At 65.3% G+C, this 26,548-nt stretch carries 29 protein-coding genes; 12 read left to right on the top strand and 17 right to left on the bottom strand.

Annotated features, from left to right (window positions below; all coding sequences use genetic code 11):
• The first annotated feature begins 3 nt into the window (after window positions 1–3).
• From rpoN to SC1_RS20220, 3 genes are all read left to right on the top strand, one after another.
• A complete protein-coding gene (rpoN, locus tag SC1_RS20230) occupies window positions 4–1,470 on the top strand; it encodes an RNA polymerase factor sigma-54 (protein ID WP_062186379.1) in 1,467 nt (488 codons plus the stop codon).
• Window positions 1,471–1,653: 183 nt separating this feature from the next.
• Entirely contained in the window at window positions 1,654–1,779 is a 126-nt protein-coding gene (gene ykgO / locus SC1_RS20225) for a type B 50S ribosomal protein L36 (protein ID WP_003046794.1), read from the top strand.
• A gap of 97 nt (window positions 1,780–1,876) precedes the next feature.
• The gene (locus tag SC1_RS20220) at window positions 1,877–2,491 is read left to right on the top strand and encodes an HAD family phosphatase (protein WP_062186378.1); all 615 of its coding nucleotides are present in this window, start codon (window positions 1,877–1,879) and stop codon (window positions 2,489–2,491) included.
• Here SC1_RS20220 and SC1_RS20215 read toward each other — a convergent pair.
• Entirely contained in the window at window positions 2,473–2,976 is a 504-nt protein-coding gene (locus SC1_RS20215; RefSeq protein WP_062186376.1) for a DUF805 domain-containing protein, read from the bottom strand. The two genes, SC1_RS20220 and SC1_RS20215, sit on opposite strands and share 19 nt — an antisense overlap.
• The gene (locus tag SC1_RS20210; protein ID WP_083436018.1) at window positions 2,976–5,111 is read right to left on the bottom strand and encodes a S9 family peptidase; all 2,136 of its coding nucleotides are present in this window, start codon (window positions 5,109–5,111) and stop codon (window positions 2,976–2,978) included. Before SC1_RS20210 ends, SC1_RS20215 begins: the two co-directional genes overlap by 1 nt.
• Before the next feature lie 81 nt (window positions 5,112–5,192).
• On the opposite strand from SC1_RS20210, the gene SC1_RS20205 reads away from it, so the two are divergent.
• From SC1_RS20205 to SC1_RS20185, 5 genes are all read left to right on the top strand, one after another.
• A complete protein-coding gene (locus tag SC1_RS20205) occupies window positions 5,193–7,019 on the top strand; it encodes an aminopeptidase P family protein (RefSeq protein WP_062186374.1) in 1,827 nt (608 codons plus the stop codon).
• A gap of 8 nt (window positions 7,020–7,027) precedes the next feature.
• Window positions 7,028–7,489 (top strand): thioesterase family protein, encoded by a 462-nt coding sequence (locus SC1_RS20200; RefSeq protein WP_062186372.1) that lies wholly within the window; start codon window positions 7,028–7,030, stop codon window positions 7,487–7,489.
• Between the two features lie 260 nt (window positions 7,490–7,749).
• Window positions 7,750–8,220, top strand: coding sequence for a hypothetical protein (locus tag SC1_RS20195; RefSeq protein ID WP_062186370.1), 471 nt, complete (start codon window positions 7,750–7,752; stop codon window positions 8,218–8,220).
• Between the two features lie 34 nt (window positions 8,221–8,254).
• On the top strand, window positions 8,255–9,199 hold the full coding sequence (gene ribD, locus SC1_RS20190) for a bifunctional diaminohydroxyphosphoribosylaminopyrimidine deaminase/5-amino-6-(5-phosphoribosylamino)uracil reductase RibD (protein ID WP_062187068.1): 945 nt from the start codon (window positions 8,255–8,257) through the stop codon (window positions 9,197–9,199).
• Window positions 9,200–9,206: 7 nt separating this feature from the next.
• Entirely contained in the window at window positions 9,207–9,836 is a 630-nt protein-coding gene (locus tag SC1_RS20185) for a riboflavin synthase (RefSeq protein WP_062186369.1), read from the top strand.
• Between the two features lie 17 nt (window positions 9,837–9,853).
• On the opposite strand, the gene SC1_RS20180 is transcribed toward SC1_RS20185, so the two are convergent.
• Genes SC1_RS20180 through SC1_RS20155 form a run of 6 tightly spaced genes read right to left on the bottom strand, consistent with a single transcriptional unit; the run spans window position 9,854 to window position 14,684 of the window.
• Window positions 9,854–10,324, bottom strand: coding sequence for an MmcB family DNA repair protein (locus tag SC1_RS20180; protein ID WP_062186367.1), 471 nt, complete (start codon window positions 10,322–10,324; stop codon window positions 9,854–9,856).
• A 16-nt stretch (window positions 10,325–10,340) separates the two neighbouring features.
• Window positions 10,341–10,898, bottom strand: a complete 558-nt coding sequence (gene ssb, locus SC1_RS20175; RefSeq protein ID WP_062186365.1) for a single-stranded DNA-binding protein — start codon at window positions 10,896–10,898, stop codon at window positions 10,341–10,343.
• A 32-nt stretch (window positions 10,899–10,930) separates the two neighbouring features.
• On the bottom strand, window positions 10,931–12,793 hold the full coding sequence (locus SC1_RS20170) for a ferrous iron transporter B (protein ID WP_062186363.1): 1,863 nt from the start codon (window positions 12,791–12,793) through the stop codon (window positions 10,931–10,933).
• Window positions 12,790–13,047: a FeoA family protein gene (locus tag SC1_RS20165; RefSeq protein WP_238586794.1), complete on the bottom strand. Its 258-nt coding sequence runs from the start codon at window positions 13,045–13,047 to the stop codon at window positions 12,790–12,792. The genes SC1_RS20170 and SC1_RS20165 overlap by 4 nt, the downstream gene beginning before the upstream one ends.
• Window positions 13,048–13,101: 54 nt before the next feature.
• Window positions 13,102–13,767 (bottom strand): COQ9 family protein, encoded by a 666-nt coding sequence (locus tag SC1_RS20160; RefSeq protein ID WP_062186361.1) that lies wholly within the window; start codon window positions 13,765–13,767, stop codon window positions 13,102–13,104.
• 5 nt (window positions 13,768–13,772) lie between these two features.
• The gene (locus SC1_RS20155; protein ID WP_238586793.1) at window positions 13,773–14,684 is read right to left on the bottom strand and encodes a DMT family transporter; all 912 of its coding nucleotides are present in this window, start codon (window positions 14,682–14,684) and stop codon (window positions 13,773–13,775) included.
• 113 nt (window positions 14,685–14,797) lie between these two features.
• Between SC1_RS20155 and SC1_RS20150 the strand changes: the two genes are divergently transcribed.
• Window positions 14,798–15,883, top strand: a complete 1,086-nt coding sequence (locus SC1_RS20150) for an alkene reductase (RefSeq protein ID WP_062186359.1) — start codon at window positions 14,798–14,800, stop codon at window positions 15,881–15,883.
• Between the two features lie 37 nt (window positions 15,884–15,920).
• On the opposite strand, the gene SC1_RS20145 is transcribed toward SC1_RS20150, so the two are convergent.
• From SC1_RS20145 to SC1_RS20130, 4 genes are read right to left on the bottom strand one after another with little or no spacing between them, the layout of a single operon-like run.
• Window positions 15,921–16,586, bottom strand: coding sequence for a hypothetical protein (locus SC1_RS20145; protein ID WP_062186357.1), 666 nt, complete (start codon window positions 16,584–16,586; stop codon window positions 15,921–15,923).
• Window positions 16,579–17,004, bottom strand: coding sequence for a 6,7-dimethyl-8-ribityllumazine synthase (gene ribH, locus SC1_RS20140; protein WP_062186355.1), 426 nt, complete (start codon window positions 17,002–17,004; stop codon window positions 16,579–16,581). Before ribH ends, SC1_RS20145 begins: the two co-directional genes overlap by 8 nt.
• Window positions 17,004–18,278: a 3,4-dihydroxy-2-butanone-4-phosphate synthase gene (gene ribB, locus SC1_RS20135; RefSeq protein WP_062186354.1), complete on the bottom strand. Its 1,275-nt coding sequence runs from the start codon at window positions 18,276–18,278 to the stop codon at window positions 17,004–17,006. Before ribB ends, ribH begins: the two co-directional genes overlap by 1 nt.
• Before the next feature lie 57 nt (window positions 18,279–18,335).
• Complete coding sequence (locus SC1_RS20130) at window positions 18,336–18,956, bottom strand: ankyrin repeat domain-containing protein (RefSeq protein ID WP_062187063.1); 621 nt, start codon at window positions 18,954–18,956, stop codon at window positions 18,336–18,338.
• 86 nt (window positions 18,957–19,042) lie between these two features.
• Between SC1_RS20130 and SC1_RS20125 the strand changes: the two genes are divergently transcribed.
• From SC1_RS20125 to SC1_RS20115, 3 genes are read left to right on the top strand one after another with little or no spacing between them, the layout of a single operon-like run.
• Window positions 19,043–19,687, top strand: a complete 645-nt coding sequence (locus SC1_RS20125; protein ID WP_152682498.1) for an SCO family protein — start codon at window positions 19,043–19,045, stop codon at window positions 19,685–19,687.
• Window positions 19,684–20,136, top strand: coding sequence for a YcgN family cysteine cluster protein (locus tag SC1_RS20120; RefSeq protein ID WP_062186352.1), 453 nt, complete (start codon window positions 19,684–19,686; stop codon window positions 20,134–20,136). Before SC1_RS20125 ends, SC1_RS20120 begins: the two co-directional genes overlap by 4 nt.
• A complete protein-coding gene (locus SC1_RS20115) occupies window positions 20,117–20,848 on the top strand; it encodes a M48 family metallopeptidase (protein ID WP_238586792.1) in 732 nt (243 codons plus the stop codon). Before SC1_RS20120 ends, SC1_RS20115 begins: the two co-directional genes overlap by 20 nt.
• A 15-nt stretch (window positions 20,849–20,863) precedes the next feature.
• Here the strand turns inward: SC1_RS20115 and SC1_RS20110 are convergent, their stop codons facing one another.
• The 5 genes from SC1_RS20110 to SC1_RS20090 all read right to left on the bottom strand — a co-directional run bounded on the left by SC1_RS20110 (window position 20,864) and on the right by SC1_RS20090 (window position 26,485).
• Complete coding sequence (locus SC1_RS20110; RefSeq protein WP_083436016.1) at window positions 20,864–23,056, bottom strand: transglycosylase domain-containing protein; 2,193 nt, start codon at window positions 23,054–23,056, stop codon at window positions 20,864–20,866.
• 54 nt (window positions 23,057–23,110) lie between these two features.
• Window positions 23,111–23,518 (bottom strand): peptide-methionine (R)-S-oxide reductase MsrB, encoded by a 408-nt coding sequence (gene msrB / locus SC1_RS20105; protein WP_062186348.1) that lies wholly within the window; start codon window positions 23,516–23,518, stop codon window positions 23,111–23,113.
• A gap of 98 nt (window positions 23,519–23,616) precedes the next feature.
• Window positions 23,617–24,714, bottom strand: a complete 1,098-nt coding sequence (locus tag SC1_RS20100) for an NAD(P)/FAD-dependent oxidoreductase (protein ID WP_238586791.1) — start codon at window positions 24,712–24,714, stop codon at window positions 23,617–23,619.
• A complete protein-coding gene (locus SC1_RS20095) occupies window positions 24,711–25,424 on the bottom strand; it encodes a methyltransferase domain-containing protein (protein WP_062186343.1) in 714 nt (237 codons plus the stop codon). The genes SC1_RS20100 and SC1_RS20095 overlap by 4 nt, the downstream gene beginning before the upstream one ends.
• On the bottom strand, window positions 25,421–26,485 hold the full coding sequence (locus tag SC1_RS20090) for a type III polyketide synthase (RefSeq protein WP_062187057.1): 1,065 nt from the start codon (window positions 26,483–26,485) through the stop codon (window positions 25,421–25,423). The genes SC1_RS20095 and SC1_RS20090 overlap by 4 nt, the downstream gene beginning before the upstream one ends.
• Between the last annotated feature and the right edge of the window lie 63 nt (window positions 26,486–26,548).

Below are 26,548 nucleotides of genomic sequence, written 5' to 3'. Positions count from 1 at the left end.
CCGATGGCGTTGGGTCCGCGCCTCGATCTCCGCCAGTCGCAATCGCTGGTGATGACGCCGCAGCTGCAGCAAGCGATCAAGCTGCTGGCGCTGTCGAACCTTGAACTCGAAGCCTATCTGGCCGAGGCGCTCGAGGGCAATCCGCTGCTCGACACCGCCTCGGCCGACAGCGACGGCAGCGCGGGCGATCCCGAATTCACGCCCGGCGGCGACGCACCGACGACCGAAGCCGCGTCGCTCGACACCGATCAGGCATTGTCCGCCGATGGCGGCACCGCGAACGACCTCGACGTCGACCTCGCCGCCGACAGCTTTCATCACGACAGCGCTAGCGACAATGTCGGGCTGTCGGGATCTAGTGAGGATATCGATTTCGACAGCTTTGCCGAACATGACGGCACGCTCCACGACCATCTGATGGCGCAAGTCGGCGAGCGCTTTGGCGGCATCGAAGCGATCGTCGCGGGCCAGCTCGTCGCACTGATCGACGAGGCGGGATATCTTCGCGCCGACCTTGCCGAACTTGCGGCGCAGCTCGGCGTACCGCTTGCACTGATCGAAGAAGTGCTCGCCGTCATCCAGTACTTCGACCCATCGGGCGTCGGGGGCCGCGACCTTGCCGAATGTATTGCGATCCAGGCGCGCGAGGCCGACCGCTACGACCCCGCAATGGCGACGATGATCGCGCACCTCGATCTGGTCGCAAAAGGCGCCTTCCCGCAACTGAAGCGTATCTGCGGGGTCGACGATGAAGATCTTGCCGACATGATTCGCGAACTGCGCGGCTATGATCCGAAACCCGGCCTCAAATTCGGCGGTGAGGGCGCGCCGGCGGTCGTCCCCGATCTTTATATCCGCCAGACCGCAAACGGCTGGGCGGTCGAGATCAACGGCGGCACGCTGCCGCGGCTGCTCGTCAATCGCCGATATTACACCGAACTCGCGCAAGGCGCGGCGGCGAAAAGCAAGGCGTGGCTGTCCGAACAGCTTGCGGGCGCAAACTGGCTGGTGCGCGCGCTCGACCAGCGCCAGCGGACGATCGTCAAGGTCGCCAGCGCAATCGTGAAGCAGCAGGAGGGCTTTTTCCTGCATGGCGTCGCGCATATGCGTCCGCTGACCCTGCGGCAGGTGGCCGAGGAAATCGGCATGCACGAATCGACCGTAAGCCGCGTCACGAGCAACAAATATCTGAGCTGCGCACGCGGGCTGTTCGAACTTAAATATTTCTTCTCGAGCGGCATTTCGGCGACCGAGGGCGACGGCGCGGTATCGGCCGAAGCGGTGAAAAGCCGGATCAAGGCGATGATCGAGGCAGAGGATGCGAAGGCGATTCTCTCCGACGAGACGATCGCGCAAAAACTGTCGGCCGAGGGGCATGACATCGCACGGCGCACCGTCGTCAAATATCGCGAGGCGATGGGCTATGGCTCGTCGGTGCAAAGGCGGCGGCAAAAAGCTTTGGCGGGTTAGATCGGCCTCCTTTTTCATCGTCACCCCGGACTTGATCCGGGGTCCATGCGATCGAGCGCGGCGATGGATGCCGGATCAAGTCCGGCATGACGAAATATGGGCGAGGGGGCGGTTGACTTTTCGGCCTTATCCCCATAGTTGCGCCGCTTCGCGTCAACACGCCAAGATTTACGGACAAGAACCATGAAGATTCGCAACAGCCTGAAGTCGCTGAAGGACCGCCACCGGGATAACCGCGTTATCCGCCGCCGTGGCCGCACCTATGTGATCAACAAGACCAACCGCCGCTTCAAGGCGCGCCAGGGCTGATGCCCCTGCGCGGGGCGTTTTCGTCCCGTTTGCTTTTGGTGAACAGCGTTACGCCGTCGGAGGCTTCCGGCGGCGCTTTCGCGTGTCTGGAGGCCGTATGATTCGCCAGAGCGTGATCTTCGACGTCGGCCGCGTCCTGTTCGACTGGGACCTGCGCTATCTGTTCGCCAAGCTGATCGCCGAAAAAGACGAGCTCGAATGGTTCGTGACCAATGTCGTCACGCCGCAATGGCATTTTCAGCACGACGCGGGCCGCCCGCTTGCCGACATGCTGCCCGAGCTCAAAACCGAGTTTCCGGGGCATGACGCGCTGATCGACGCCTATGCGACGCGTTTCAACGAGACGATTCCCGGCCCGATGCCCGGCAGCCTCGAACTCGTCGAACGACTCGACGCTACCGGGGTCCCGCTGTTCGCGATCACCAATTTCGGGCATGAATTCTGGGAAGCGTTCCGCCCGACCCAGCCGGTCTTTGATTGCTTCCGCGATATTATAGTGTCGGGAACCGAAAAACTGCTGAAGCCAGACCCCGCGATTTACCGCCTCGCGATAGAGCGATTCGGCATCGACCCCGCGGGCGCGATTTTCATCGACGATGTTGCCGCGAATGTCGCGGGCGCCGAAGCGGTCGGCATCGCGGGTCACCAGTTCGTCGATGCGCCGACGCTGGAGCGCGATCTGGTCGCGCGGGGTTACCTCGCCGCCGTTTGATCGTTCGTGCCTTGCGGCCGATTCAGCTCCGCGAGTTGCGTGTCATAATGCTCGCGCGACTTCCATCCACGCGGATCCGGACCATAAATATTTGGCCCGATCGTGGGAGACCAGAACAGCAGCGCGAGCCAGATGATGAGCGACAGAAAGGCGATTTCGGGCAAGCCAATCGCCTCTCCGATAAAGGGCAAGGCGATGATGACCGCAAGCCACCAGCCCGGACGCGAAATATCGTGGAGCCGCCCCACCACCATATAAGCAATGATTAAGCCAACCACGACCTCCACGAAGACGCGCCACAGGGGGTAGCTCGCGGGATTGGACAGTGCATCGAAGCTGAACCCCAAATTGAATGTCAGCTCGATTCGTCCATGGCTTCCAAGGTCGACCAGGAATTTCGCAATGCTGATCAGAAACAGCACGCCGATAAGCCGGCCGCGCGTGCATCGGCCAACGGGAAAGAAACGGCGAGCGAACGACGCCACTATTTCTCCACACCCAACTGCGTCAGCACGAAGGCGAACTCCTCGGCATCCTCGCGCAGCGCGCCCCAGCGTCCCGATTTGCCTGCGTGGCCCGCGCCCATGTTGGTGCGCAGCAGCAGCGTCGCGTCGTTGGTGCGCGTCGCGCGCAGCTTCGCGACCCACTTCGCAGGCTCCCAATAGGTCACGCGCGGATCGTTGAGGCCGGCCGAGACGAGCATCGGCGGATAAGCCTTCGCCGTCACATTATCGTACGGGCTGTAGCTCAACATATAATCGAACGCCGCCTTGTCGGTGATCGGATTGCCCCATTCGGGCCATTCGCCCGGGGTCAGCGGCAGCGTCTCGTCGACCATCGTATTGATCACGTCGACGAAGGGCACACCGGCGAGCACCGCGCCCCACAATTCGGGCGCCTGATTATAGACCGCGCCCATCACCTGTCCGCCCGCGGAGCGGCCCTCGATCGAAATCTTGCCTGCGCTGGTATATTTGGCGGCGATCAGGCCTTTGGCGACATCGACGAAATCATTGAACGTATTCTTGCGATGATCGGTCTTGCCCGCGAGATACCAGGCGCGGCCAAGATCGTCGCCGCCGCGAACATGCGCAATGGCATAGATCATCCCGCGATCGACGAGGCTGAGACGCGTCGTCGAGAAACCCGGCGGGACGCGGTAGCCGTATGAGCCATAAACATAGAGGTGCATCGGTGCGCTGCCGTCGCGCGGCGTGCCCTTCTTGTAGACGAGCGACACCGGAACCGGCGTGCCGTCGCGCGAGGGCATATTTACCAGTTCGGTTACATATTCTTCATGATTATAACCGGAAGGAATTTCCTGAACCTTCAGCGTCTCAAGCTTCCCGCTCGCGAGATCATAGTCGAACACCGTATCGGGGGTCACCATCGATTCATAATCCAGGCGCAGCTTGTCCTGATGATATTCGGGATTGTCGCCAAGCCCCGCGACGTAAGTAGCCTCGGGAAATTTGATCCTGCCGGGGTTCAGCGGCGCATCATATTTGCGGATATCGACCTGATCGATACCCTTCTCGCGCGATTCGATCACGAAATAGTCGCGAAAGATCGAGAGGCCGGTGAGGTAATTATCGTTCGATCCGGGGATCAGGGTCTTCCACGTTCCGGGCGCCTTGATGTCCGCGGTCGCGACACGGAAGTTGGGATGCTCGTCGTTGGTATGAATGTAGAGCGTCCCCTCGCGTTCATCGACGCTGTACTCGCGGCCCTTCTTGCGCGCCGACACGAGTTGCATCTTCGCCTCCGGATTGTCGGCGGGAAGCAGATAGACCTCGCTCGTCTCGTTATCGCCCGTCGCGATCACGATATAATTGTCGGCGGCGGTCTTCCCGATTCCGACGCCGAAACCGATGTCGGCCTCCTTGTAGAGCAATTTATCGTCGCTCACGGGGGTGCCGAGCTTGTGCAGCCGGACATTGTCGGTGCGCCAATTCTCGTTCGCGAGGCCATAGAGGATCGCGTCGTTGCCCGACGTCCACACCAGCGACGAGAGCGTGCCGGGGATCGTGTCGGGCAGCAACTCGCCCGTCTCCAGATTGCGGACGCGCGCCTCGAACCGTTCGGAGCCATTGTCGTCGAACGAATAGGCCATCAGCTTGCCGTTCGGGCTGACCGACACTTCGGCAAGGCGGAAGTAATCCTTGCCCGCGGCCATTGCGACCTCGTCGAGGATCAAGGACGCCTCGCCGCCAGCCAGGGGCTTGCGATACCATTTCTTATACTCGGCGCCCTCTTCATATTCGACCCAGTAAACCCAGTCGCCGTCCTTCTGCGGCACCGAGGAATCGGCTTCCTTGATGCGGCCCTTCATCTCCTGGAACAAGGTTTCGACCAGCGCGGCGTGCGGCTTCATCGCGGCGTCGAAATAGGCGTTTTCAGCTTTCACATAATCGAGCACATCCTTGTCATCGACGGTCGGATAGCTTTCGTCCCGCAGCCAGTGATAAGGATCGGACAGCGTCTTGCCGTGCAGCGTCAAGTCGTGCGGGCGCATTTCCGCGACGGGCGCGGCGGGGCTGTTGGTCAATTTGGGCTCTTTCTCTTCGGCGAAGGCGCTCGGGGATACGACAAGCGGGGTGGTAATTGCGGCCAGAAACATCCAAATAGCGCGCATAAGAAACCCCCGCAGCGTCGCCCCGATCGGGCAGGAATGCTGCGATGTAGGAACAAGGAACTAGCCATGTCCAGCCCCGTCCACGCAGAACGGCTCGCCCGCGTCCGCGCCGAACTCGCCGCACGCGGCCTCGACGGCTTCATCGTGCCGATCAGCGACGAGCATATGAGCGAATATGTCGGGGCCTATGCGCAGCGCATGGCCTGGCTGACGGGCTTCGGCGGATCGGCCGGGACGGCCGCCGTGCTTCCCGAAAAGGCGGCGGTGTTCGTCGACGGGCGTTATACGGTGCAGGTGCGCGATCAGGTCGACGGCACGCTGTTCGATTATGTCGGCGTGCCGCAGTCGAGCGTCGCCGAATGGCTCGGCGCCAACGTGAGCGCGGGGCAGAAGGTGGGTTACGATCCCTGGCTGCACAGCATCGACTGGGCACGGTCGCTAGAAAAGGGGTTCGCCGCGAAGGGCGCTAGCCTTGTCGCCGTCACGCCCAACCCGCTCGACGCCGCATGGGACGACCAGCCGGCGCCGAGCGACGCGGTGGTGACCGTTCACGATGCCGCGCTCGCGGGGCAGGGTGCGGTCGAGAAGCGCGAAATCATCGCCGACTGGCTGAAGGCGAAGGGCCTCGATACGACCGTGATGACCGCGCTCGATTCGATCGCCTGGACGTTCAATATCCGCGGCACCGACGTCAGCCACACGCCGGTCGGGCTGGCCTTCGCCTTGCTCCACGCCGATGCCACCGCCGACCTGTTCATCGCTCCTGAAAAGGTCACCGACGCCGTGCGCGCGCATCTGGGCAACAGCGTCCGGATCCATGATCGAAACGCGTTCGAGGCGGCGCTGGCGGACCTCAAGGACAAGAAGGTGGCGGTCGATCCCGACCGCGCCGTCGCCGCGATCTTCACCGCACTCGAAGCGGAGGGCGCCAGGATCGAGCGCCATCGCGATCCCGCGGTGCTGCCCAAGGCGATCAAGAACGACGCCGAACTTGATGGTACGCGCGCGGCGCATGTCCGCGACGGCGTTGCTGTCGCGCGCTTCCTCAAATGGATGGAAGCGGTCGCACCGCAGGGTGGACTAGACGAACTCGGCGCAGCGGCGAAGCTCCGCGAATTCCGCGACCAGAGCGGCGTGCTGAAGGATTTGTCGTTCGACACCATCTCGGCCGCCGGCCCCAACGGCGCACTACCGCATTACAAGGTCGATGAGACGACCAACCGGGCGGTAGAGACCGGCACGCTCTATCTCGTCGATTCGGGCGGCCAATATGCCGACGGAACGACCGACATCACGCGGACGATCGCGATCGGGGCACCCACCGCCGAGATGCGTCGCCGCTTCACACAGGTGCTCAAAGGTCATATCGCACTTGCCACCGCGCGCTTCCCCAAGGGGACGCGCGGCAGCCAGCTCGATATTCTGGCGCGCCAATATCTGTGGGCCGACGGGGTCGACTATGCGCATGGCACTGGGCACGGTGTCGGATCCTATCTTGCGGTCCACGAAGGGCCGCAACGCATCGCCAAACCCGCCGGCGGGCAGGCGGGGACCGAAGAAGCGCTGCACGCCGGCATGATCCTCTCGAACGAGCCCGGCTATTACAAGGCAGGCCATTTCGGCATCCGCATCGAAAATCTCGTCGTCGTCACGCCGCAAAGCATCGAGGGCGCCGAGGAGGACATGCTGGGGTTCGAGACGATCACCTTTGCCCCGATCGCGCAAAATCTGGTCGATGTCGCGATGCTCTCACCCGCCGAAGCCGACTGGCTCGACGCGTATCACGCCGCGGTATTGGAAAAGGTCGGCGCGGGGATGGAAGGCGAGGAGCGGGCATGGCTCGAAGCAGCTTGCGCGCCGCTCGACCGCATCAGCGCCGCGCTCGCGGCCTGAGGCCGGGCATGACCGATAGCCGCAGCGACGTGCCGCTGGCCGATTTTCGCGTACAGGAGCGCGTGCGCGTACGCTTCAACGAGATCGACGGGCAGAATATCGTCTTCAACGCCAATTATCTGGTCTACGCCGACATCGGGGTGACCGAATATTTCCGCGCGCTTGGCGAGGGACAGCCCGGACCATATTTTCACCAATATGGTACAGACATCCGCGAAACGCATTGTGAGATCGAGTATCACGCGCCTGCGCGGCTTGACGAACTAATCACGATCGCAGCCCGAATCAGCCGTTTCGGCCGTACGAACTTCACGGTTCATTGTAGCGTTTTTCGCGGAAACGAGCGGCTGACCGATATCGAAATCAGCTATGCGCATCTTGATACCGATAGCGGAAAACCGACGCCGCTGCCGGGCAGCTTTATCGCCGAAGTACGACGATTCGAAACGCGGATGCCGACGCAAGACTGAGGCGGATGTTCCGAATCGACCCTCTCAATCAAAAAGGTCGAAAAAAAAGGGCCACCCGAGGGTGGCCCGTGAAAGTTTTGGGAGAGGATGCCTAAAAGGCAAGTGTGATATTGCACTGCACAATGAATGTTGCAACTGCGAAAAGCACATCTGCTATTGCATTTTTTGCAATCGAGAACGCTCACATTCGTCATTCGGCGCAATCGCTCCCATTCGCACGCCCTCTCGCAAATCGCCGCGACATCGCCTAAATTGCGCGCATGGGAATGTTCAACAAAATGGATGTCAGCGGCGGCCTGTCCGATTTCTGGGCCTATGTTCGCGAACCCCGCCCGCATCGCTGGGCGATCTGGGGCGTCGCGCTGGCGCTGACCTGGCTGATTTTCACCGGCGTCGAGAAATATCTGATCCCTTATGAAAAGCCCAAGGAACAGATCATCTATTTCGAGAACTGGACCGCGAACCGCAGCGCGGCGGATATTCGCGCCGACTGGGTAGCGCGTGCCAAGGAAACAACGCTGCATAACGCGCAGAAGCGCGCCGAGTATCAGCGCTTCGCCGACAGCCTGGGTATCGAATATGATTCGACCGAGGCCGACAAGGTGACGCGCGAGACGCTGGGCGAAGAGGCGGCCGCGGCGGCAAAGAAGAAGCGCGAACCAGTGCAGGTCCGCTCGACGCTGGCCGAGCGCGCAGCGCGCGGGGCGCAGCCCAACCAAACCGCCGACTGAGCGCATGCAGCGGGGGCCTGCCGATGCCGACTGGATGGCCAATGCTATCGCGCTGTCGCAGCGCGGTCGGCCAGTCTCGGCACCCAATCCCAACGTCGGCTGCCTCATCGTCAAGCAGGGAAAGATCGTCGCGCGCGGCTGGACGCAGCGGGGCGGACGTCCGCATGCAGAAGCGATTGCGCTCGCGGCAGCGGGCGAAGCAGCGCGCGGGGCGACCGCCTATGTCACGCTGGAACCCTGTGCGCATGAAAGCCCGCGCGGCCCGGCGTGCAGCGATTCGCTGATTGCCGCCGGCATCGCGCGCGTCGTGATCGCGGCGCAGGACCCCGACCCACGCACCGACGGCAAAGGCATCGCGCGGCTGCAGGCGGCCGGGATCGAAGTCGTTTTCAACCTCCTTCCGGGCGCAGCGCGGAGTGCGATGGCACCCTGGTGGACGCGCCGCGCGGAAGCGCGGCCGTTCGTGACGTTGAAGCTCGCGACCTCGCTCGACGGCTGCATTGCCCGCGCCGATGGGTCGAGCCGCTGGATCACCGGCGAGCGCGCCCGCGCGCACGGGCATCTCGAACGCGCACAACATCAGGCGATCCTGGTCGGACGCGGCACGTTCGAAGCCGACGCGCCAAAGCTCGACGTGCGCCTGCCGGGGCTGGAGGATCGCAGCCCGAAGAAACTGCTGCTGACGTCGGGAGCCGCGCCCGACGGCTGGACCGCGATCGCCTCACCCGAAGCCATCGAGGGCGTCGATTCGATCCTGGTCGAGGGCGGCGCCGGAGCAGCATCCGCCTTCCTCACCGCCGACCGCGTCGACCGGCTTCTGCTCTATCGCGCGCCGATCCTGATCGGCGGCGGCAAGGCCGCGCTCGGCGACATCGGCCTCACCGATCTGGCCGATGCACATGGCCGCTGGCGCCTTTCCGACAGTCGCCTGCTTGGCAGCGACCGGCTCGACGTCTACGAGCGCGTCAGAGAAGGATAACGCACGCATGTTCACCGGCATCATCACCGACATCGGCACCATTCGCAGCCGCGAGGATCGCGGCGATACGCGGCTCGTCATCGACACCGCCTATGATGTCGGCAGCATCGACATTGGCGCTTCGATCGCCTGTTCGGGCGCGTGCCTGACCGTCGTCGAAAAGGGTGTCGATGCGGGCAGCAACGGCCCTGGCGGTTGGTTCGCGATCGACGCGAGCGGCGAAACGCTCGCGCGTACCGCTCCCGGCATGTGGGACAAGGGACGCCGCCTGAACCTCGAACGCGCGCTGAAGATCGGCGACGAGCTTGGCGGGCACATCGTCACGGGGCATGTCGACGACATCGGGCGCATCGTGTCGGTCGAACCCGTCGGCGACAGCATCACGGTCACCGTCGCCGCGCCCGCGACGCTTGCGCCACATATCGCGCCGAAGGGCTCGATCACCGTCGACGGCGTCTCGCTGACGGTCAACGAAGTGACCGACCAGCCGAATGGCGAGGCGCATTTCACGCTCAACATCATCCCGCACACGCAGGAAATGACGACGCTCGACGAGGCCGCGGCAGGCCGCCCGGTCAATCTCGAGATCGATATCCTCGCGCGCTACCTCGCGCGAATGCAGGCACGCGGCGCCTAAGCTCTAGCGCCTAAGCTCTACTGGCCTTTGATCCAGCCGGCAGCCAGTTCGGGGTCGGCCGCAATCATTGAGCGTCGCATCGCGAGCCGCCCGATCCGCAGCAACTCGGCCTTGCGCCGCGCGGGCGCGAGGTTGCAGTTCGCGGCTTCGCGCACCACCGCCGCGCCATAACGGTCGGCGACGATCAGGCCGGAGGTTTCGGGGCGATAGCCCTCGGTCTCGAGGATCGCGGGGTCGAGCCCGGAAGCGAGCGCCCAATAAAAACGGTCGCACCAGTCGCAATAGTCGGGCCATTTGCCGTCGCCGTGCAGATCGGCACGGCTGACCTTGATCTCCACGATCGTGATATTGCCCTTGGCGTCGATCGCGGTGAGGTCGGTGCGCCGCCCGTTGGGCAAGGACACCTCGGGAATCGCGACCAGTCCTTGCTGCGCGAACAGCCGGCATACCCCGCGCGCGACATCCGCGGCGGTGATCATATCCGTCATCGCCTAAAACCCGTCCTCAGAACGGAACGTCGTCGTCCAGATCGTCGTCGAACGGCGGGCGTCCGCCGCCCGAACTGCCGCCGCCGCCCTGATTCCAGCCGCCGCCCGAGCTGCCGCCCGAACCGCCACCCTGATCCCAGCCGCCCGACGCGCCGCCACCCGACGAACCGCCGCCCTGCGCCCAACTGTCACCACCGCGCGAGCCGCCACCGCCGCCGCCCGGCGCACCGTCGAGCATGGTCAGCGTGCCGCCCATGCCAGCGATCACGATCTCGGTCGTATATTTGTCGTTGCCGTCGCGGTCCTGCCATTTGCGGGTGCGCAGCGAACCTTCGATATAAACCTTCGAGCCCTTTTTCAGGAAGCGCTCGACGACGCCGATCAGCCCTTCGCCGTTGATCACGACCTGATGCCACTCGGTGCGCTCCTTGCGCTCACCGGTCATCCGGTCCTTCCACTGTTCGGACGTCGCGATGCGGAGATTCGCGACCTTGCCACCGTTCTGGAACGACTTGATTTCGGGATCGGCGCCGAGGTTGCCGATCAAAATTACCTTGTTGACGCTGCCAGCCATTGCCGCTCCGCTCCGCTATAAAATGTGGAGGATCAGCCTAGTCCAAAGGCGACGGCTGTCCAGTAAGTGATTCCGGCAGCGGCATAGGCGAGCAGGAACAAATAGCCAACCATGAACATGGGCCATTTCCATCCATTGGTCTCTCGCCGTGTGATCGCGATGGTCGAAATACACTGCGGCGCAAAGACGAACCAGGCGAGGAAAGCGAGCGCCGTCGCGAGGCTCCATTTGCCCTGCAGTCGTTCGCCGAGCGACTGTGCCATCGCATCTTCATCACCGTCGGCGTCGATCGCGTTCGCGGTCGCCATAGCCGACACCGCAACTTCGCGCGCCGCCATCGCGGGGATCAACGCGAGAGCGATGTCGTGGTTGAAACCGATCGGCGCGACGACGACCTCCAGCCCGCTCGCGATCCGGCCGGCGACGCTATATTCGACCTGGCTTTCGCCTTCGGGCGCTTGGGGGAAGGTAAGAAGCAGCCACAGGACGACCGTCGTCATCGCGATAATCGTGCCCGCACGGCGAAGAAAAATCCACGCGCGCTGCCACAGGCCAAGCGCGATGTCGCGCCACTGCGGCATCTGATATCGCGGCATTTCCATCATGAAGCCCGCGTTGGTGCCCTTTGCAACGGTACGGCGCAGCGCCCAGGCGACGACAAGTGCGCCGACGATACCCGCGAGATAGAGGCCGAAGAGCACGACCCCCTGCAGCCCGATACCGGTGCCGCCGACCCCGCGGTTGGGGATGAAGGCAGCGATGATCAGAGCATAGACTGGCAGACGCGCCGAGCAGGTCATCAGCGGCGCGATGAGGATCGTCGTCAATCGGTCCTTTTCATCGGGAATCGCGCGTGTCGCCATGATGCCGGGAACCGCGCAGGCAAAGCTTGACAGCAGCGGGATGAAACCGCGCCCCGACAAGCCGACGCGGCCCATCAGCCCGTCCATCAGAAAGGCGGCGCGCGTCATATAGCCCGATGCTTCGAGCAACAGGATGAAGAGGAAGAGAATCAGGATCTGCGGGAGGAAAACGACGACCGCACCGACACCCGCGAGCAGCCCCTCGACCACCAGATCGCGCAGGAAGTTCTGCGGTATATTGTCGACCACCCAACCCTGCAGCACGCCGACCAGCCCTTCGAGCGCATCGGCAGGCGGGCCGGCCCAGGCATAGACCGCCTGGAACATGACGAACATCAGCGCGAGCAGGATGATCATGCCCGCGACGGGGTGCAGTACGACATTGTCGACACGCTGCGTCCAGCGGCGCACAGGCGTTTCGGTGAGGATCGCGGCGCGCGCGATCGTCCGCGCGCGCTGGTGCAGCGATGCATCATTCGCTTGGGCGGGCGCGGCGGCGGCATGCGGTTGATGCGACTGGAGCGCGCCGTCGACCGCCGCGAGAAGATCGGTCAAACCGCGCTTGCGCACCGCAACCGTCGGCACGACAGGCACGCCCAATTCTTTCGACAGCCGCTGGGCATCGAGCGTCAGCCCGTCACGCTCGGCAAGGTCGAGCATGTTGAGCGCAACGACGGTCGGCAGGCCAAGTTCGAGCAGTTCGAGCGCGAAGCAAAGATGATTGTCGAGGTTTGCGGCGTCGAGCACGACGATCAGCGCGTCGGGGCGCTTTTCGCCATCCTGTTTACCGAGCACGACGTCGCGCGTCACCGCCTCGTCGAGGCTCGCAGGCGTCAGGCTGTAGGTGCCGGGCAGGTCGATGAGCGATATCGGGCGGCCGTCGGCAAAGCTTGCATGCCCCGCCTTTCGCTCGACGGTGACGCCGGGGTAATTGGCGATCTTTTGCCGCGCGCCGGTCAGCGCGTTGAACAGGCTCGATTTGCCGGCATTGGGATTGCCGACTAGGGCGATCGAAGGGATTGCGCCGGTCACGCCGCAGGCTCCACCATGATCGCGGCAGCCTGCTTGCCGCGGATGATCACTTTCATGCGACCGACGGTGAGCGCCAGCGGATCGCGCGAAAAGATGCTGCCGCGGTGAAGCGGAGTGACTTCGCACCCCTCCATCAAACCGAATTCGCGCAGGCGCCGTCCTTCATCCTCCGACATTGCAGTCCAGTCGATACGGGCAATCCGGACCGCGACGCCCAGCGGCGCACGATCGAGCATATTTTCGAAAGCAGTCATTTGCGAGCGATTATCAATATCGCTCGTACGACGCCAGTCCTTTATCGAAACCGGTCAGCGCCCCGGATAGCGCAGCCGCCCGACGAAGCGTGCGAAGCTTGGCCGTTCGATGCTGCGCGATGCGCGGCGATGCTTCCAGCTTTCGAAACGCATCACCTGGTCGATGCGGCGGGCGAGGAAGGCGCGCGTGTCGGCAAAGTCGTCGCTCTCGTCGTTCAGGAACACCGCCATCGTCGAGCCATAGACGGTGCCAAGGATCGCGCGCTTGCTGTAGTGATTATAGTCGGTCGCGGTGTCGCCCGCGAGCCGCCACATATGGTCGGCGGCGCGCCAGCCGAGCTTTGCGGCGTGCGGCGCGTTGGTGGGCAAAGCAAGCAAAGATAGTGCACGGCGCAGCGATTCGCGATTCGGCGCGAGCAGCCCGATGCGCGTTTCGACCAACGTCGTGATACGATCGCGGATCTTCAGCGTCGCGAGTTTCTCGGCGGGCCAGCGGGCCTCCATTGCCGCGTCGATATCGGCGAACCACGCGTCGACCATGTCGCGCCCGCCGCCCGGAAAGGCGAGGCGTGCGACGTCGGCGTCGATACCCACCCGCGCCGCCGCGTCGACGAGGACGGCGTCGCCGAAGCCGTCGAACGCCGCCGACGCCGCGATCAGCGGCGCAAGCGCAGCGCGAATCTCGTCGAGGGTCGGGTCGGCGGGAAGGATCGAAGCCATGACCGTCAGATAGGCGCCGCGCGGCGGCTCGGCAACCGTATCAAGACAAGCGCAGCGCCGACGAGCATGCCGCCGAAAATATCGACCGGCCCCAGCAGTTCGTCGAACATCAGCCAGCCGGCGAGCGCGGCGATCGCGGGCTGGATCAGCAGGGTCAGCCCCAGCACCAGGGGAGAGAAGCGGGGCAACGACCAGATCATCAGCCCCTGACCGACAACCTGGCTGGTGAGCGCAAGCAGGATCAGCGGGGTCCAGTCGCGCGGCACGATCGTCTCACCCAGCGCGAGGGCGGTGCCGAGCAGCACGGGAACGCAGACGATCGAGGCGATACAAAGCGCCGTCCATGGCGCGAGCGTGTCGCGCACGCGCTGCATCAGGATCACGTAGCAGGTATAAAGTATGCCCGCGAGCAGGCTCAACAGGTCGCCGAGCAGATAATTGGACGACATTTCATAGCTTTGGCCCATGAGCAGCGCCGACCCCGCGAAGGCGAGGAGCACGGCGAGCGCCTGCCAGCCGTGCGGCAGCGTGCGCGTCAGAAACACGCCCCACAGGACGAGCAGCAGGCTGGCGCAATTGCCGAACAAGGTCGCGTTGGCGATCTTGGTATGGAGGATGCCGATGTGCCAGGTCCCAAGATCGAGCGCGAAGAAGATTCCGGCGATCGCGGCAATCCACATCGCCCGGCGCGGGGGCGCCCGCCCGCCGCTTTCGCGCCATGCGAAGAGCAGGATCAGCGGGAGCGCGATTGTCATGCGCCAGAAAGCCGACGCGGTGGGGCCGGTGTCGGCAAGGCGAACGAGCATCGCGCCGAGCGACAACGCGACATTGCCGCCGATCAGCGCCGCGAACGCCCAGCGGTTCGCCCCCGTCTCGCCCGCCGGCGCCGCACCGATACTGTCCATCTTCGCTGTCATTTAGATTTTCTTTTGCTACGTACCATTGTGCCGGCACCGCTGCGTCCATAGCTTCGCGGGCCATAGCGGCGGCCGAAGGGGTCGTCGCGAAGAAAGTGCGACGTGGAGGAAACATGGCCGTATCACTATTCGATCCGATTAAACTGGGGGCGATCGACGCCCCGAACCGCATCATCATGGCGCCGCTGACGCGCGGTCGTGCCGGACCTGGCTTCGTACCGAACGAGCTGGCGCTCGAATATTATCGCCAGCGCGCATCGGCCGGGCTGATCATTTCCGAAGCCACCGGCATCTCGCAGGAAGGCCTTGGCTGGCCGAGCGCGCCGGGGTTGTGGACCGACGCGCAGGTCGAAGGCTGGAAGCCGGTGACCGATGCCGTGCATGAAGCCGGCGGGCGCATCGTTGCGCAGCTCTGGCACATGGGCCGCCTGGTCCATTCGGTATTCAACGATGGCAAGCAGCCGGTTTCGGCGTCGGCGACCACCGGCACCGGCCGCGCGCATACGCCGGTCGGCCGCAAGGACCTGGAGGAAGCGCGCCCGCTGCGCCTCGACGAAATCCCGCGCGTCATCGCCGATTATGTGAAGGCGGCGGAAAATGCCAAGAAGGCCGGGTTCGACGGCGTGCAGTTGCACGGCGCGAACGGCTATCTGATCGACCAGTTCCTGCGCGACGGGTCGAACCTGCGCGACGATGATTATGGCGGTTCGGTCGAGAACCGCATCCGCCTGCTGCGCGAAGTCACCGAGGCGCTGATCGGCGTCTGGGGCAAGGAGCGCGTCGCGGTACGCCTTTCGCCCAATGGCGAGACGCAGGGCGTCGACGACAGCGCGCCGGAGAAACTGTTCCCGGCCGCGGCCGCGGCGCTCGACGCGCTCGGCATCGCTTTCCTGGAGCTGCGCGAACCGGGGCCCGAGGGCACCTTCGGCCGCACCGACGTGCCCAAACAGTCGCCCGCGATCCGCGCCGCCTTCAAAGGTCCGCTGATCCTGAACAGCGACTATGATGTCGCGCTGGCCGAGGAGGCGCTTGCGAACGGCAGCGCCGACGCGATCGCATTCGGACGCCCGTTCATCGGCAACCCCGACCTGGTCGAACGGATCCAGACCGGCGCCGAATGGACGGCCGACAATCCGCAGACCTGGTACTCGCCGGGGCCGGTTGGTTACACCGACTATCCGGCGCTGCAAACGGCGTAAGATGTCCCATGATCCGGGCGGCTTGGTGCTGTCCGGATCATCCCTTTTCGGCGAGCGCCTTGTCGACGATGCCGGCCCCGATCGGCCCCAGGATATTGCTGCCGAAACGGAACAGCGCAAAGGCGCCGACGAAGAGGATCAGCGGCTCGACGAAGGCCGCGACGATCGCCGCGATCACCAGGCCGAAGAACAGCATCATGAAGCCGCCGGTAAGCTCGGCCTGACCCTTGGGGCCGAGATCGATCGTGCGCGGTCCCTTTGAATCCCACCATCTGGCGGTGACGATCGTCTTGCGGCCGCCGACCTGCGGCGCGGCGCGGCCCTCGATCCGCGCGGGAACAGGGCTCGCGGCCGGTGCAGGCCGATCGTTCGGCTGCGAAGCAGTCCAAGGCCGCTTGTTACGCTCCACGACAGCGGCGGCAATACGTTCCCTGCCGCTGTTCGCAGGGGCGGCCGATACCGCCTGTTGCCGCGCGGGCGCAGGACGCGCGCTCAGTCCCGATTCGGCGCGCGCCGCGGCGGACAGATCGGGCGCTGCGCTTGGCTTGGCAGGCCGAATGGGCTCGACCCCCATCTTGCGGTCGTGAAGGTCCATCCGTTCGGCCGCGGTCGGCGGGGTCTGGCCGGTTTCCCTGTCGATCACCACCAGCCGGCCGCCGCGCTCGACGACGGAAAAACGGCTGGGAGGCGGGCGATCAACCAATGCCGAATTGCTCCTTCAGCGCGAGCATGGCGAGCGCGGCCTTTGCCGCTTCGCCGCCCTTATCCTTGCGCGTCTTGTCGGCGCGCGCAAGCGCCTGTTCCTCGTTTTCGACGGTCAGGATGCCGTTGCCGATCGCAAGGCCGTCGAGCGTCAGCGCCATGATGCCGCGCGCGCTTTCGTTCGACACGACCTCGAAATGATAGGTCTCGCCGCGGATCACGACGCCGAGCGCGACATAGGCGTCAAAACGCCCGGTGTCGGCGGCGAGCGAAATCGCCGCAGGCACCTCGAGCGCACCAGGCACGGTCACCGTTTCGTGGCTATGGCCATCGGCCTCGAGCGCGCTGCGCACGCCGTCGAGCAGCATGTCGTTGAGGTGGCTGTAGAAACGGGCTTCGACGATCAGGACATGCGCCATCAGGCTTCTCCGGGAATGGGGCGTTCGCCGACGACCGACAGGCCATAGCCTTCGAGGCCGACGATATTGCTGTGGGTGGGGGTGAGCAGTTCCATCGCATGGACGCCGAGGTCGGCGAGAATCTGCGCGCCGATGCCATAAGTGCGAAGGTCCATGCCGCCGCTCGGCGCGGGGGTCGCGTCGGCGTCGGCCGATCCGGGGAGCGGACGCATCAGCATCACGATCACGCCCGCGCCAGCTTCGCCGATCGCGTCCATCGAGCGCTGCAGGCGGCGCTTCTTCGGCCCCGGGCGACCCATGATGTCGTCAAAGATCGACACCGGATGCATGCGGACGAGCGTCACGCCCTCCGGGTCGACCGGGCCCTTTTGCAGCACCAGATTGACGGTGCCGTCGATCTTGTTGCGATAGGATTTGAGGCGCCAGTCGCCGCCATAATCCGATTCGAACGGGTCGTCGGACACGCATTCGACCAACCGGTCGCTGCGGTTGCGATAAGCGATCAGGTCGGCGATCGTGCCGATCTTGAGCCCGTGGCGCCGCGCAAAGGGAACGAGGTCGTCGAGGCGCGCCATCGTGCCGTCATCGTTCATGATCTCGCAGATCACCCCCGACGGATTGAGTCCGGCGAGCCGCGCGATGTCCACCGACGCCTCAGTATGGCCGGCGCGGACGAGCACGCCGCCGTCGCGGGCGATCAGCGGGAAGATGTGGCCGGGGGTGACGATATCGTCGCGGGTCTTGCCCGCGTCGATCGCCACGGCCACGGTACGCGCGCGGTCGCCCGCCGAAATACCCGTGGTGACGCCTTCGCGCGCCTCGATCGACGTGGTGAAGGCGGTTTCGTGCCGCGTGCCGTTCTGGCGGCTCATCAGTTCGAGGCCGAGCGTGTCGACGCGCGATTTGGTGAGCGTCAGGCAGATGAGGCCGCGGCCATGCGTCGCCATGAAATTGATCGCGTCGGGGGTCGCCATCTGCGCAGGGATGACAAGGTCGCCCTCATTCTCGCGGTCTTCGTCGTCGACGAGGATGAACATGCGCCCGTTGCGCGCCTCGGCAATGATTTCCTCCGGCGTCGCCATCGGCGACAGGTCGCTGCCGTTCGCGAGCCAATTCTCCAGCTTGCGCAGCGTCTCCGCCGTCGGGTTCCAGCCGGGCGAATCGAGATCGCGAAGGCTGTTGGCGTGGAGGCCCGCGGCGCGGGCGAGACCCGAGCGGGACATCGCCCCGTCGTCGACGATGGCGCGAATGCGATCGATGAGCTGTGTAGACATGAAGATTGTTTCTCACACTGAAATGTGATTGTCAATCTTCATATCACATTGCGTTGGTCAGTTCGGGCCGATCTTGGGCCCGAAATCGCGCACTGGGCCGTCGGGCTTGGCATCGAGGAGCGCCGTGATCTGCCCCGTACGGTCGTCGCGCTTCGCATACTCGCGCGCCGACATGCCGGCAACATGGTCAGCCTTGTCAGGATTTGCGCCGTTCCGGACCAGCAGACGTACCATAGCGACATTCTTGCTCTGAACCGCGAGGATCAGCGCGGTTTCGCCGCGCCGGTTGGCCTGGTCGACGGGCGCCTTGTCCTTGATCAGTTCCTCGGCGCCGTCGGTGAAGTTGATCAGCGCGGCGTGCATCAGCGGCGTCACGCCCTGGCGGTCGCTGACCGACGGATCGGCATCCTTGGCGAGCAACCAGCGCAGCCAGTTGGTGTCGCGCCGCTTGGCAACGATGATCAGCGCGGTTTCGCCGGTGTCGGGGTTGCGCGTGTTGATGAACGAGGGATCGTCCTTCAGCGCATCGGTCGCTTTCGTCCCGTCGCGGCTTTCGACCGCTTGCAGAAAGGCGTAGCCGCCGCGGTACTGCGCCTGCGCGGGGTTGAGCAACAGAGCCGTCGCGGCGACCAGCACAGCGACGAAAGCGGCGAAGCGGAATTCCGCGCGGCGAAACATGATCGGCGACCCCTGGGGCAATTTGTCCGCCGCTCGCGCGACGACAAAGGTTGATTTTCCGCGGCTAGCCGACCAAGGCTGGCTGCATGATGAATATCGCAAATATGGGACAAAGGCTGGTCCGTGCAAGCCTGATGATCGCTTTTGGCGCAGCGCTTGCCGGGTGCAGCGGCGGCGGCGACGCACCAGCGGCGAAGCCCCCGCTGGAAGGAGCGCGCATCGGCGGCGCCTTCACGCTCACCGACCAGAACGGCAAGACGGTTCGCGACAGTGATTTCGCGGGCAAATATCGCCTCGTCTATTTCGGCTACAGCTTCTGTCCCGACATCTGCCCGGTCGACCTGCAAAAACTGATGCGCGGCCTGTCGCAGTTCGAAAAGACCGACGCCGCGCGCGGCGCCAAGGTCGTCCCGCTATTCATTACCGTCGATCCGGCCCGCGACACGCCCGAAGCCCTGAAGCCTTTCGTCGCGCGTTATCATCCGCGCCTGCTAGGCCTTACCGGCACGCCCGAACAGATTGCGGCGGTCGCGAAAGCCTATGTCGTGACGTACAACAAGGTCGAGGGTTCGGCGCCCGACCGCTATCTGATGGCGCACAGCCAGCTTGCCTTTCTGATGGACCCCGACGGCAAGCCGCTCGCGCTGCTGCCGCTCGACGATCCGTCGTCCGATATCGACGAGGGTGCGCCCGACAAGGTCGCGGCCGAGTTGGCGAAGTGGGTGAAATGATGGCAGCGGGGGCGACATCGAACCGCCCCTTCTGGGAAGCGCCGCTCGCCACGCTTGACGCCGGGCAATGGGAGGCGCTGTGCGACGGCTGCGGCAAATGCTGCCTGCACAAGCTTGAGGACGAGGACACGGGCCGCATCTATCCGACCAATGTCGCGTGCCGCCTGATCGACCTCAAGACCGCGCGCTGCAGCGATTACAAGCATCGCCGCCGCCACGTTCCCGATTGCCTGACGCTGACCAAAGCGAAGGTCGACGACCTCGAATGGCTGCCGCAGACCTGCGCCTATCGCCTGCGCGCCGAGGGCGAGCCACTGCCCGACTGGCATTATCTCGTCTGCGGCGACCGCGATGCGGTGCACCGCGCGGGCGAATCGATCGTCGGCTGGACGGTCGGCGAAGACGTCGCCGGGCCGCTCGAGAATCATCTTGTCGAACGCATCGTCTGACTTCGCCCCCGAAGGGCCGCATATCTGGGTCGGCGATGAAGCTTGGCCCGTGCGCGTCGTGCGCCATGCACAGTCGCGCCGCTATCGGCTTGTGTTCGACGGCGCGCGCGGTGAATTGCGCCTGACGGTTCCACGACGGACGAACGAGCGCGCAGCATTGAAATGGGCCGGCGAGCAGCAGGCGTGGCTGATCGAGCAGGTCGGCAAGGCGGCGCTTCCCGTCATCGTCGGCCCCGGCAGCGCGGTGCCCTTTCTTGGCGTCGAACGGCATATCGATTGGGATGCCGCCGCGCCGCGCGCGATCCGTCTGGACGGCGAAAATTTACGCGTCGGCGGCCCGCGCGAGACCGTCGGCCGCCGCATCGAGCGTTGGTTGAAGACGCAGGCACTCGACCTGATGGAGCGCGAAAGCCGCGAGATCGCGGGCGCGGCGGGCCTTTCAGTGGGCCGCATTGGCGTCGGCGATCCGCGCAGCCGTTGGGGCAGTTGCACGCATGATGGCGATCTGCGCTATAGCTGGCGGCTTGTGATGGCACCCGATCATGTCCGCCGCGCGACCGTCGCGCACGAGGTCGCGCACCTTCGCCACATGGACCATAGCGCGGCGTTTCACGCGCTGGTCGACGAATTGCACGACGGCGATGTCGGAGCGGCGCGCGGCTGGCTGCGGCGCGAAGGGCGCTCGCTGCACCGCTATCGCTTTACGGCCTGATCCTAGGGCCGGGATCTAGTTGGACGGGTCGGCGGGTGGCCGCTGTTGCGCGCCCTTGGCCGGCGGCGGCGGTGTCACCTTTGGCACGGTGACGATCTTGGGCTGGCCGCCGTTTTTGGGTGCCGCGCCATTGTCGCCGGGGTTCCGCCGTCCGGTCTGCTCCTCGATCCACTGCTGGTCGAGTACCGGACCGTCTTCGGGCGGCGGCGGCGGCGCAGCGCCTTCGGGCGGGCGGCTGTCATAGGGCAGCTCGATCGGCATGCCATTCTCGTCGACAAATCCTTCTTCGCCGGGTTCGCCCATATAGGCCTCGCCCTCATCCTCGAGCTGCCATTCGGGCAACACGACCTCGGTGTCGAACTGCTCCACCGGCCGCCGCGCGACCGCGACGCGCATATAATCGGCAAAGGCCTTGGCCGGCGCGCGGCCACCCTGCAACCCGCCGACGGGCTTCGCATCGTCGCGGCCCATCCATACGCCGGTCGTGATCCCGCTCGAAAAACCGAGGAACCAGCCGTCCTTGTTGCTCGACGTCGTGCCGGTCTTGCCCGCGACGGGGCGGCCGATCTGCGCCGCCTTGCCGGTCCCGGTGTTGACCGCGGTCTGGAGCAGGTCGGTGATGCCCGCGGCGACCCAATGATCGACCAGCGTGTTCCCGCGCTCGGCCGGGCGCTGATAGAGCAGCTCGCCGCTCGCGGTCGTCACTTTGGTGATACCATAGGGCTGCACCGACACGCCGCCGCGCGACACCGCGGCAAAGGCGGCGGTCATGTCGATCACCCGCACCTCGGCGCTGCCGAGCACCATCGACGGGTGCGTGTTGACCGGCGTCGTGATGCCGAAGCGGCGCGCCATGTTGGCGACCGCCGAGAAACCGACCTCGTCGCCGAGCTTTGCCGCGACGGTGTTCACCGAATAGGCAAAGGCGCTGCGCAGATCCATCGTGCCCGAGAAGCGGCCCGACGAGTTGCGCGGGCTCCAGCCGTTGATCGTCACCGGCTCGTCGACGACCTTGTCATTGACCTTATAGCCCGCTTCGAGCGCGGCCATATAGACGAACAATTTCCACGCCGACCCCGGTTGGCGGAGCGCCTGCGTCGCGCGGTTATAGTTCGATGCGACATAGTCGCGGCCGCCGACCATCGCGCGCACCGCGCCGTCGCGGTCGAGCGAAACCAGCGCGCCCTGCACGCCCTTTGGCGTATCGGCCTGGATCGCCGCGGTCGCCGCGCGCTGCATGCCAAGGTCGATCGTCGTATAGACGTCGAGCGCCTCGCTGCCCTCGTCGATCAGCATGTCGAGCTGTGGCAGGGCCCAGTCGCTGAAATAGCGCGCGCTATTCTGCCCGGTTTCCTTGGCGAGCTGGACATTCGCGGGTTCGGCGCTGTCCGCCTGCGCGCGCGTGATGACGCCCGCATCGACCATCACGTCCAGCACGACCCCGGCGCGGCCCAGCGCGGCCTGCGCGTCGGCGGTCGGCGAATAACGCGACGGTGCCTTGACGAGACCGGCGACGACCGCGGCCTCCGACAGCGACATTTCGGTCGCGCTATGACCGAAGAAACTGTTCGACGCCGCGTCGATGCCATAACTGCCGCCGCCGAAATACACCTTGTTCAGGTAAAGCTCGAGAATCTGGTCCTTCGAGAATTTCCATTCGAGCGCGAGCGCGAGGATCATCTCGCGCGCCTTGCGCTTGAAATCATAGCTGTTCGACAGGAAGATATTGCGCGCGAGCTGCTGTGTGATCGTCGATGCGCCCTGCAGGCGCCGGCCGCTGCCGCGGTTCTGCAGCGCAACCGCCGCCGCGCGCGCCATGCCGACGGGGTCGAGCCCCGGATGGTAGCGAAAGCGTCGATCCTCGACCGCGACCATCGCGTCCTGCATCACCTGCGGCGTTTCGCGCAGGGTCAGCCAGCGACCGTAATTGGGCCCGAGCGAAAGGAAGACGGTGCCGTCGGCGGCGCGGACGCGGATCGTCTGCCCCGCCGGCGATTTCTTGAGCTCCTCAAAGCTCGGCATGCGTTGCACCGCGATGCCGACCGCAACCGCCAGCGCGACAAGCCCGACGACGGCAAGGCCAAGGCCCCAGCGAAAGGCGCGGCGCAGCCACACGCGCCAACGCGGCGGCTCGCCGCCGGGCGTGCCGCTACGCTTGCTGGACGATGACGATTTATTCGACGAAGCCTGCTGTCTTTCGCGGCGCAAAGCCGGTGTTCCTTCCCTCACTGCGCCCCTGATGCGTCAGTCCGGGAAGGAGGTTCAATCCTTGCCGGTTGACGCCTCATCCTGCCCGCGGTCCGCGAAGTCAAGCGCCGCGCTGTTGATGCAATAACGCAGGCCGGTCGGTCCAGGGCCGTCGGGGAAGACATGGCCGAGATGGCCTTCGCATTTGGCGCAGCGCACTTCGGTACGGACCATGCCGTGGCTGGTGTCGGTCAGCTCCTTGACTGCGCTGCCTGCGGCGGGCGCGGTATAGCTCGGCCAGCCCGAGCCGCTGTCGAACTTGGTCCGGCTGTCGAACAAGGGCTCGCCGCAATCGGCGCAGCGATAGACGCCATCACCCTTGTGGTCGGTATATTTGCCGGTGAAGGCGCGTTCAGTGCCGCCCTCGCGCAGCACATAATGCGCCATCGGGTCGAGCGTCTTGTCGGTTTTCGGATCGGTCATGGAGAATCTCCTTCAGACGGGCCGATTCTGGGCCCGTCGCTGTTGGTCATAATATCGGCGCGGCGGCGCCCCACCGCAAGGGGGCGGAAGGGGGGCAGTCAACGCGGGTCGATGCGCGTCGCCTGCGATATCATTCGCACCAACGACGGAAAAAGTGACGCCGCGCCGGTCATATATCCGGCGCTGCGCGGATTTTCGCCCATTCGCCAGACGAGGTTGGCGAGCGCGAACGGACGCGTCATCCGCATTGCCAGACGTTTCTGAAAGGCGGGCGCGGCGGCGGCACCGCCGTGACGCCACGCCGCCACCGCGGCATCGGCGCTGGCAAGCGCGAGGCCCATGCCCTCGCCCGCAAGGCTGGGGATCACCCCGGCCTGATCGCCGAGCCGAAACAACCCCGGTGCGGTATCATGCGCACGCCATCCGTATGGGACATGCCCGATCGCATCGACGCTGTACGACCAGTCGGCATGCGCCAGCCGTTCGCCGAGGTGCGGCATCCTATGGCCAAGCGTGTGCAGCAGCGCCGAAGGATCGCCCCCCGCCTCGTCGAGCCGCGATTTATGGACCGCGAGGCAAAGATTGCCGGTCCCTCCCTCTTGCCGCACCAGCCCCGCATAACCGCGATCGAAGAGGTGGAGTTCGACGGCATCGCCGACCAGCCGGTCGAGCGTCGGATGCGCGGGCAAGCGCAGGCGAAGCCCCATTACCGGATCGCCGCGCTGCCAGTCGGCGGGATCGCGCGCGAAACCCCGAAACCCGTGCTTGCCCGCAGCGAGGAAGATCGCGGGCGCCGTCAGCGCCCCGCCATCGCGCGTCAGCACCGCGCCGTGCTCAAGTCCACTTGCGCGAACGCCGCGTTCGAGCCCGGCCCCCGCCGTCAGCGCGGCTGCCTGCAAGGCCATGTCGAGCGTGCGGCGCGATATGCCCATCGCCTCGCCGGGCAACAGGGCCTCGCTCTGTCGTCGGCCCGCGAACAGGCGCACGCGCCGGACCGCTTGCCCGCCGAGCATCGCGCGGTCGATCCCGAGCGCTTCGAGCCGCATCAGCGTTTGCCAGCTCAGAAAGCCGCCGCACAGCGCGTCGCCCGTTTCGCGTGCGCGCTCGATCAGCAACGTCCTTGCGCCCGCGTGCGCCAGCCCGATCGCCGCGGCCGACCCGGCAGGTCCGGCGCCGACGACGATCGCGTCGCTCACCGGATATGCTCGACACAGAGCCGATACGGAAAGCTGCGAAAGATGCGGCATTCGTTCGCCATATCGGGCAGCGCCTCGGCCAGCATCGCCCGCCATTCGGCGCGGCGAAAGCTGCGCCCGACCGAAAGCTGCCCGTCGCGGCGGACGATCGGGTCGACAAAGGCCAGCGTCGCGAGCAGGGGGTAGCCGGCGAACGGCAGGCGCTGGCGGTGGAGGTCGTTGACCAGCCAGCCGCGCGCCGCCTCGGCCTCCATGAAGCGGATAAATTCGGTGCGCTGCACGGGCGTCATATGATGGGTGACAAGGCTGGAAAGGATGATGTCCCATCCCTGTCCCGAAAGCGCCCGGTAATCGCCGGTGATCAACCGCGCGCGCGCGCCGAGCCGCATCGCCGCCACGGCTTCGCTCTTGCGGTTGAGGTCGACGCCGACCAGATCGAGCGCAACCCCGCGCCTGTCGCCCCAGCGCGCGATCCGGGCGAGCATGTCGCCCGCGCCGAACCCGACGTCGAGGATGCGCCAAGGCCGGTCGCCAAGGCCGCGCGCGCGGACCCGTTCTAGAAAGCCCAGCGTCGGGCGCGGCGCCATCGTCAGGCCGTTGATCCGCGACAGGTCGGCCAGCACCTTGGCATAGCGTTCGGGCGCCAACTCTGCGGCGTCCATTTCCTCGTCGCGCTCGATTGGGACACGCAGACTGGCAAAGGGGTTCATGCGCTGAACCGGATCGCTTCGGCCGCCAGCCCAGGCCCGAATGCGATCGCAACCCCCTCACCCACCGCGCCGCGCGCCATCATGTCGGCCAGTACGAACAATATCGTCGCCGACGACATATTACCGAAACGCGCGAGTACCGCGCGGCTGTCGGCGAGCGCCTCGGGCGCGACCGCCAGCGCATGCTCGACCGCATCGAGCACCGACCGGCCACCGGCGTGGACAGCGAGCAACGGCGGCGGACCATTATCGCCAAACAACTCGCGTTGGACGCCCGGGTTGGCAAGCGTTTCGCGCAGCCGTCCCGGCACCTCGCCCGACAAGGTCATCTCGAAACCCCTGTCGCCGATATCCCAACGGATCAGATCCTCGCTGTCGTCCAGCGCCAGGCTGCGGCCTTCGCCGAGTTCGAGCCCTTGCGGCGCTGTCGACACGATCCCTGCCGCAGCGCCGTCGCTGAACTGCAGCATCGCAAGCAGAGGTTCGGGCTCGTCGGCAAGGCTGAGGTGGAGCGTCGACAATTCGACGCTGACCACCAGCACCACCGCATCGGGCTCCGAGCGCACGATATGGCGCGCGGTACGCAGCGCGGTGACCCCGGCGTAACAGCCCATGAACCCGATCAGCACGCGTTCGACGGTCGGCGCAAGGCCGAGCCGCTTTGCGAGAATCTGATCGATCCCGGGCGCGACGAATCCCGTGCAGCTTGCGACGACAATATGCGTGATGCGCGCCGGATCGAGCGCATCGCCCAGCCCGCCGATCGCCTGCATCGCGAGCTCTGGAGCGTGCTGCGCATAAGCCGCCATCCGCAACGACGTCGGCGGCAGGCCCGGAACATCGTAGAAGCCGCCCGGTTCAACCGGCGATCCGCCAGTTTTCGTCGGTGGCAGCACCGACCAGCGATGGTCGATCCCCGACCGCGCGGTCATCCGCGTAAAGATCGCACGCACACGCTCGTCGGTCAGCCGCGGCGTCGCCCAGTCGATGAAGGATCGATGGATATCATGCCCCGGCACCGCGGTGGCGAGGGCGTTTAGCCGGGGAGACGGCGGAGGCATGGTCATCGCGCACATGTGGCCGAAAAGCGGGAAACAGACCAGCGATTAGCGCCTCCGCGGCTT

Origin of the sequence: Sphingopyxis sp. C-1 (genome assembly GCF_001047015.1) — a bacterium.
Lineage (GTDB): Bacteria > Pseudomonadota > Alphaproteobacteria > Sphingomonadales > Sphingomonadaceae > Sphingopyxis.
The sequence above is the reverse complement of the archived record's forward strand: the minus strand, read 5'-3'. Positions and strand labels throughout refer to the sequence as shown.